The 6,895-nt window shown below is 71.2% G+C and carries 8 protein-coding genes; 3 read left to right on the top strand and 5 right to left on the bottom strand.

All coding sequences use genetic code 11. The features are described from left to right. Positions 1-114 precede the first annotated feature (114 nt). A complete protein-coding gene (gene phoP / locus ITI46_RS32280) occupies positions 115-795 on the bottom strand; it encodes a two-component system response regulator PhoP (protein ID WP_099882326.1) in 681 nt (226 codons plus the stop codon). Further along, positions 792-2,093: a two-component system sensor histidine kinase PhoR gene (phoR, locus tag ITI46_RS32275; RefSeq protein ID WP_209243496.1), complete on the bottom strand. Its 1,302-nt coding sequence runs from the start codon at positions 2,091-2,093 to the stop codon at positions 792-794. Before phoR ends, phoP begins: the two co-directional genes overlap by 4 nt. A 221-nt stretch (positions 2,094-2,314) precedes the next feature. On the opposite strand from phoR, the gene phoU reads away from it, so the two are divergent. Beyond that, complete coding sequence (gene phoU, locus ITI46_RS32270) at positions 2,315-3,082, top strand: phosphate signaling complex protein PhoU (protein WP_247746927.1); 768 nt, start codon at positions 2,315-2,317, stop codon at positions 3,080-3,082. A 324-nt stretch (positions 3,083-3,406) separates the two neighbouring features. Here the strand turns inward: phoU and ITI46_RS32265 are convergent, their stop codons facing one another. Continuing rightward, a complete protein-coding gene (locus tag ITI46_RS32265; protein ID WP_209243495.1) occupies positions 3,407-4,768 on the bottom strand; it encodes a sensor histidine kinase in 1,362 nt (453 codons plus the stop codon). Between the two features lie 126 nt (positions 4,769-4,894). Here ITI46_RS32265 and ITI46_RS32260 point away from each other — a divergent pair, with 126 nt between their 5' ends. Together ITI46_RS32260 and ITI46_RS32255 are read left to right on the top strand one after the other, a co-directional pair. After that, positions 4,895-5,092, top strand: coding sequence for a hypothetical protein (locus ITI46_RS32260; protein WP_209243494.1), 198 nt, complete (start codon positions 4,895-4,897; stop codon positions 5,090-5,092). Positions 5,093-5,105: 13 nt separating this feature from the next. Continuing rightward, a complete protein-coding gene (locus tag ITI46_RS32255) occupies positions 5,106-5,489 on the top strand; it encodes a type II toxin-antitoxin system death-on-curing family toxin (protein WP_209243497.1) in 384 nt (127 codons plus the stop codon). A 33-nt stretch (positions 5,490-5,522) separates the two neighbouring features. On the opposite strand, the gene ITI46_RS32250 is transcribed toward ITI46_RS32255, so the two are convergent. Both ITI46_RS32250 and ITI46_RS32245 read right to left on the bottom strand, forming a co-directional pair. Next, positions 5,523-5,882, bottom strand: coding sequence for a cupin domain-containing protein (locus ITI46_RS32250; RefSeq protein ID WP_209243493.1), 360 nt, complete (start codon positions 5,880-5,882; stop codon positions 5,523-5,525). 158 nt (positions 5,883-6,040) lie between these two features. Further along, on the bottom strand, positions 6,041-6,799 hold the full coding sequence (locus ITI46_RS32245) for a phosphoglyceromutase (RefSeq protein WP_209243492.1): 759 nt from the start codon (positions 6,797-6,799) through the stop codon (positions 6,041-6,043). Positions 6,800-6,895: the final 96 nt, after the last annotated feature.

The raw sequence follows: 6,895 nt of genomic DNA, 5'->3' as shown, positions 1-6,895 counted from the left end.
GCCGCATCCCCCGTGCGGGGTGCGGCCTCTCGCCGTAGGGCTTTTGCAGAGTCCCGGGTGCGGCCGGTCGTGGGTCGCTCGCGCGGTTCCCCGCGCCCCTTCGGGCGCGAGTGTTTACGGCTCGAACTTGTAGCCCAGGCCGCGGACCGTCACCAGGTAGCGAGGCGCGCCGGGGTCGGGCTCGATCTTGGCGCGGAGGCGCTTGACGTGGACGTCGAGGGTCTTGGTGTCGCCCACATAGTCGGCGCCCCAGACGCGGTCGATCAGCTGCATACGGGTCAGCACGCGGCCGGCGTTCCGCAGCAGCATCTCCAGCAGGTCGAACTCCTTGAGCGGGAGGTCGACCTTGCCGCCGCCGACGGTCACCACGTGCCGGTCCACGTCCATCCGGACCGGGCCCGCCTCCAGGGCCGCGGGCACGACCTCCTCGGGCTCGCCGCGGCGGCGCAGCACCGCGCGGACGCGGGCGACCAGCTCGCGGGAGGAGAACGGCTTGGTGACGTAGTCGTCGGCGCCTATCTCCAGGCCGACGACCTTGTCGATCTCACTGTCCTTGGCCGTCACCATGATCACCGGGACGTTGGAGCGGCCGCGCAGCTGGCGGCACACCTCCGTGCCGGGCAGCCCGGGCAGCATCAGGTCGAGCAGCACCAGATCGGCGCCGTTGCGTTCGAACTCGTCCAGCCCCTCGGGACCCGTGGCCGCGACGGCGACCTCGAAGCCTTCCTTACGGAGCATGTACGACAGTGCGTCGCTGAACGATTCCTCGTCCTCGACGACAAGCACTCGGGTCACGGGAGGACCTCCGGGGCGGAAAGTTGTTCATCAGCCTGATCGACATACGGCCGCTCCTCCTCGTCGAAGGCGGCCGGTTCCTGCAGTGCGCCGGACAGCCGGTTCCGGCCGAGCCGGTCGGCCTTGTCGAGCGCGGCCTGCTCCCGCGCGCTGCCCGCCTCGGGCAGCCGCAGGGTGAAGGTGGAGCCCTGTCCCTCGGCGCTCCATACGGTGACCTCCCCGCCGTGCGAGGCGGCCACGTGTTTGACGATGGACAAGCCGAGCCCGGTGCCGCCGGTGGCCCGGGACCTGGCCGGATCGACGCGGTAGAACCGCTCGAAGATGCGCTCCTTGTCGCGGTCGGAGATGCCGATGCCCTGGTCGGTGACGGAGATCTCGATCACGTCACCGCCGGGGGTCTGGGTGAGGCGTCCCGCCACCTTGACGCGAGTGCGCGCCGGCGAGTAGTTGACGGCGTTCTCCACGAGGTTGCCGAGGGCCGCGGCGAGCTGGCCGCGGTTGCCCCAGACGTGCAGCCCCTCGGTGCCGCCGGCGAGGAGGGTGATCTGCTTGCTGTCGGCGCTCTGCCGACTGCGCTCGATGGCCTCGGTGACCAGCTCGTCCACCTGGACCGACTCGGAATCCTCCAACGGGTCGTCGTTCTGCACCCGGGAGAGGTCGATCAGCTCCTGGACGAGGTTGGTCAGCCGGGTGGCCTCGTTCTGCATCCGTCCGGCGAAGCGCTCGACGGCCTCCGGGTCGTCGGAGGCGTCCAGCACCGCCTCGGAGAGGAGGGAGAGGGCGCCGACGGGGGTCTTGAGTTCGTGGCTGACGTTGGCGACGAAGTCGCGCCGCACCGCTTCGATCCTGCGGGCCTCCGTCAGGTCCTCCACCAGCAGGAGCACCAGCCGGGAGCCGAGCGGGGCCACCCGCGCGGAGACCGCGAGGGCATCGCCCCGTCCCGTGCCGCGCCGGGGAAGATCCAGCTCGACCTGGCGTATCTCGCCATCGCGCCTGGTGTCCCTGGCCATCTGGAGCATAGGCTCCACGGCGAGCTTGCCGCCGCGCACCAGACCCAGGGCGTAGGCGGCGGAGCTGGCCTTGACGACGGCATCGCTCTCGTCCAGCACCACGGCCGAGGACCGGAGCACCGACAGGACGGTGTCGACGCCCGGGGGCAGCCCCGGCTCGGTGTGCAGGGAGGTGCGGGTGGGGCGGGCCTGCTCCCGCTCGCTCCACCGGAACGCCAGCATCGCGATCACGCCGGTGCACACACCGGCGATCGCGGCTGCCGCGGCGACCGCCGCATTAACGTCCATACAGCCAGGTTATGCGCCTCTTACGACAGTGCCCCAGTCCTGGAGGGGGCGGCCGAAAGAGCTGTCGCCCAGTGTTAACCCTCAGGGCTCCTCCGGTTCACTGAGGAGGGCCGAACCGGTCGCATTTCGGGCGCATCGTTGAGAGCGTAGGGGCCCGAGCGGCCCTGGGAACCGCCGGGGCAAGCGCCCCACGAGAACATTCGTGCGAGGGAAGGACAGCCATGCGGGACGCGTACCACGAGGAGCTGGACTCGATCGGGGACAGCCTGGTCGAGATGGCCAGGCTCGTCGGCTCCGCGATCGGGCGCGCCACCACGGCGATGCTGGACGCGGACCTGAAGCTTGCCGAGAGCGTCATCGCCGCCGACGAGAAGGTCGACGATCTGCAGCGCGATCTGGAGACCAGGGCGATACAGCTGCTGGCCCGCCAGCAGCCGGTCGCCACCGATCTGCGGATCGTCGTCACCTCGCTGCGGATGAGCGCCGACCTGGAGCGCTCGGGCGACCTGGCGCAGCATGTGGCGAAGGTCGCCAGGCTGCGCTTCCCCGAGTCGGCCGTGCCCCAGGACCTCCAGGCGACGCTGCTGGAGATGGGACAGCTGGCACAGCGGCTGATGGCGAAGGCGGCCGAGGTCATCATCACCAAGGACGTCGACCTGGCGATGCAGCTGGAGCAGGACGACGACGCCATGGACCTGCTGCACCGCACTCTCTTCCAGCACCTGATGGACGACCGCTGGAAGCACGGCATCGAGACCGCCGTGGACGTCACGCTGCTGGGCCGCTACTACGAGCGGTTCGCCGACCACGCGGTGTCGGTGGCCCGCCGGGTCGTCTATCTGGTCACGGGCGACTACGCGGACGAGATCGACCCCGCGCTGGCCGCCGCGACCGGTGCGGAGCCCACCGGGGGCGCGGCCGCGTCGGGCGGCGCGGAGGCCGGTTCCGCTTCCGGTTCCGCGTCCGGGTCCGGGTCCGGCGAGGGCTGAGGTTTGGGGCGTGCAACCGCGCGCCCTTGATGCGCCCACATCCGTCCGGAGTGCACTAGGGGTGTGTCATGCCTGCTTCATGACTTTCCCTGCCGAGGAGGGCACGATGGCCGACTCCCCCGAATCGCCCCGGACCACGGCCGAGCAGCCGCCGACCGCACCCCGTGAAGCGCGGCACCTGCCCCTGGTCGGGGCCTGTGGCTGCGGTCCAGGCTGCGGATGCGGCTGCCAGTCCGGCGGCCCCTGTAGTTGCGGAGGCTCCTGCGGCTGAGCCGCGGCAGCCCTTCGTGAAGCACGTCGCGGGGCCCTGACCGGTTCGACGGGTCAGGGCCCCGCGTCGTATCCGGACTCGGGAACGGGCCACGGCAGCCGGACCTCCAGCGTGAACGTGCCGTCCCGGGGGCCGTAGGCGAGGGTGCCGCCCTCGAGCTCCAGCCGCTCCCGCAGCCCGGTCAGCCCGGCGCCGGCACCCGGGATCGGCGCGCCGGCCGGCCCCGTCGACCGGTGCCCGGCCGGCAGCGGATTGCTGACCCGCACCGTGAGCTCCTGCCCCACCGCGCCCGCCACCCGCACCTCCACGGGCCGGCCCGGGGCGTGCTTGCGGGCGTTGGTGAGCCCCTCCTGGACCGCGCGGTAGGCGGTGCGCTGCGCCTGGGGGCGCAGCGGGTAGCCGCCCGCGCCCTCGGCGCGCTCGGGCAGCTCCTGGTCGAACCGTACGGTCTGGCCCGCTGCCCGCGCCTCGTCGACCAGCTCCCCGAGCCGGGTCAGATCCGGCTGCGGGCGCGCGCCGTCCGGCGTTCCCGGCTTCCCGGGCGCTCCCGGCTCGGCCTTCTCCTCCTCGTCCTCCTCCTCGTCCTCGCGCAGCACATGCAGCACGTCGCGCAGCTCCTCCAGCGCCTGGTGCGCGTTGTCGCGGATGACGGTGGCGCTCTCGGCGATCTCCGAGTCGTCCAGCGCCGTCCCCTCACCGGCCGCCGTGCGCTGCGTACGGTAGGCGAGCGCGCCCGCGTGCACGGACAGCAGCGAGACGCGGTGGGCGAGCACGTCGTGCATCTCGCGGGCGATGGCCCGCCGCTCGGCCCGCCGTACGTCGGCCAGCCGACGCTCGTGGTCGGCACGGGCGCGTACGGCGTCCTCCCGCAGCTTGAGGACCAGCTGGCGGCGGGCCCGGGTCGCGCTGCCCCAGGTGAAGAAGAGCAGATAGAAGACGAGCACGAAAGCGGCAATCGTCCAGCGCTCGTCGTGCGGCACCCCGTAGAACAGCACGTACGGGAGCGTCGCCGCCAGGTGCAGCAGCAGGACCAGCGCGGCCGTACGCGGCGGGATGCGCAGCGCCAGATTGAAGATGATGACGGCGAGCGCGCCGACCACGGTGTCGGTCAGCGCCGCGGCAGGCACCGCCGCCAGCGCAACCCCCAGCGGCCAGCGCCGCCGCAGCCACAGCGACAGACAGGCGAGCGCCCCCAGCGGCGGATCGATGGCCACCAGCCAGCCCGGCAGATACGTCTTCGCCTCGGCCTGCTCGAACAGCGCCGCCCAGCACAGCACGGCCCATCCGAACAGCAGGACGTCCACGACCCAGTCCCGCGCGCTCCGCCGCACCTGCCCCGGGTGCGACGGCCCGCCGTCGGTCAGCTCGCCGGCCAGCAGCCGCCGGGCCAGCACCGAGGTGGGATGAGTCGTCATGTTCCGAGCGTATGCGGCACCACGGACAGCGCCTCCTGGAGGCTCGGCCGCCCGCCACCGCCGTGCCGTTGGCCTGATACGCTGGTACCAGATCAGGTACCAAGGCCCCGGTGAGGAGGAGCTCTCATGCCTGCTTTGAACGTGGTGTTCAGCGAGGAAGAGATGGCCGAAGTGCGCGAGGCCGCGAACCGCGAGGGTGTGAGCGTAAAGGCACTCGCGCACGACACCGTTCTCAGCGAGCTGCGCCGGAGGAAGGTGCGGGCCGCCGCTCTGCGCACGGCCCGGATCTCGGCCGGCCTGAACGAACGCCTCGCCACCAAGTAAGCCGGAGCACGCCATCACCGCGTATCTCGATGAGGAGGATGTCCTCTCCATCGCCGAAATCACGCTCGGTAGTCGGCCCGGCATCCGGGAGTGGGGCCTGTTGGCCTCCGCCGTCCAGCGCCCCCGCTCCAGCGCCTTCGGCGAGGACGCCTATCCCGGCCTGTACGAGAAGGCCGCCGCCCTCCTCCACTCCATCGCCGGCAACCACAGCCTGGTCGACGGCAACAAGCGCACGGGGTGGGCGGCAGCCATGGTCTTCCTCGACCTGAATGGTCTCCGGCTCATGGAACCGCTGGACGAGGACAAGGCGGAAGCCTTTGTCCTGGACGTCGCCCAGAGCCGACTCGAGATCCACGAGATCGCCGACGTCCTGGCGTCCTTCGTCGAGCCTGCCTGACCGGCTGCGGACAGGATGGCCCCGGCACGGGCCTCAGCGCTTGGCGTAGCCCTCGTGGCTCCCCCAGTCGATCATGACGCAGGGTTCCTGGCCGACCACCCAGGCGTCGTGGCCCGGCCGGACGTCGACGATGTCGCCGGGGCCGATCTCGTCCTCCTGGCCGTCGTCCATGACGATCTTCATTCGGCCGGAGACGACGTAGCCGGTGTGGGCCGCCTGGCAGCTCTCGGTCTGGGCCATCGGCTTGACGTGCTTGGACCACTGCCAGCCTGGCTGGAACGTGGCCCGGCCCAGTTCCCCGCCGAGATCGACGACCTCCATCTGCCCGGTGCCCCCTTCGAAGGGCCGGACTTCATCGGGTGCTGCGAAGCTCTTGTGCACGAGTCCAGCCATCGGACACACTCCCTGCTTCTCGTCGACCGTGCGTTCCTCCATCGTCCGGCGGGCGTGCGGTGATCGCATCCGGGGACGGCCCGGAGCCGGTTCGCGGGCACAGCGAAGCCCCCTGCTCACGGAAAACCGCGGGCAGGGGGCTTACTCGTGCTCTGGTGTTACTTCTTGCCCTGGTTCTTGACGGCTTCGATGGCGGCCTTGGCGGCCTCCGGGTCGAGGTAGGTGCCGCCCTTCTCGACCGGGTGGAAGTCGGCGTCCAGGTCGTAGGCGAGCGGGATGCCGGTGGGGATGTTGAGGCCGGCGATGTCGTCGTCGGAGATGCCGTCCAGGTGTTTGACCAGGGCGCGCAGCGAGTTGCCGTGCGCGGCGACCAGCACGGTGTGGCCGGCCATCAGGTCCGGGATGATGCCGTCGAACCAGTACGGCAGCATCCGCTCGACCACGTCCTTGAGGCACTCGGTGCGCGGCCGCAGCTCGCTGGGGACGCCCGCGTAGCGCGGGTCGTCGCTCTGCGAGAACTCGGCGCCGTCCTCCAGGACCGGGGGCGGGGTGTCGTAGGAGCGGCGCCAGAGCATGAACTGCTCCTCGCCGAACTCATCGCGGATCTGCGCCTTGTCCTTGCCCTGGAGCGCCCCGTAGTGGCGCTCGTTCAGCCGCCAGGAGCGGCGTACGGGGATCCACAGGCGGTCGGCGGACTCCAGCGCCAGCTGCGCGGTGCGGATGGCGCGCTTCTGCACGGAGGTGTGCAGTACGTCGGGGAGCAGGCCGGCGTCCTTGAGCAGCTCGCCGCCGCGGACCGCCTCCTTCTCGCCCTTCTCGGTGAGGTTGACGTCCACCCAGCCGGTGAACAGGTTCTTGGCGTTCCACTCGCTCTCGCCATGGCGGAGCAGGATCAGCTTGTACGGTGCGTCGGCCATACCCGAGAGCCTAGCCGCCCCGGTTGCGGCCCGACCCCGGGTGGGGTCGGGCCGCACAGCGGGGCGGTGAAGTGTGGGGCGCCACCACATGGGGGG

The organism is Streptomyces oryzae (assembly GCF_017676365.1).
Taxonomy (GTDB): Bacteria; Actinomycetota; Actinomycetes; order Streptomycetales; family Streptomycetaceae; genus Streptomyces; species Streptomyces oryzae.
This window is presented reverse-complemented; position numbering and strand designations above follow the sequence as displayed.

What these genes read in the sequence shown, in the direction of transcription:
- phoR (WP_209243496.1), bottom strand. Translation starts at nt 2,093, where the DNA reads ATGGACGTTAATGCGGCGGTCGCCGCGGCAGCCGCGATCGCCGGTGTG.
- phoU (WP_247746927.1), top strand. Translation starts at nt 2,315, where the DNA reads ATGCGGGACGCGTACCACGAGGAGCTGGACTCGATCGGGGACAGCCTG.
- ITI46_RS32265 (WP_209243495.1), bottom strand. Translation starts at nt 4,768, where the DNA reads ATGACGACTCATCCCACCTCGGTGCTGGCCCGGCGGCTGCTGGCCGGC.
- ITI46_RS32260 (WP_209243494.1), top strand. Translation starts at nt 4,895, where the DNA reads ATGCCTGCTTTGAACGTGGTGTTCAGCGAGGAAGAGATGGCCGAAGTG.
- ITI46_RS32250 (WP_209243493.1), bottom strand. Translation starts at nt 5,882, where the DNA reads ATGGCTGGACTCGTGCACAAGAGCTTCGCAGCACCCGATGAAGTCCGG.
- ITI46_RS32245 (WP_209243492.1), bottom strand. Translation starts at nt 6,799, where the DNA reads ATGGCCGACGCACCGTACAAGCTGATCCTGCTCCGCCATGGCGAGAGC.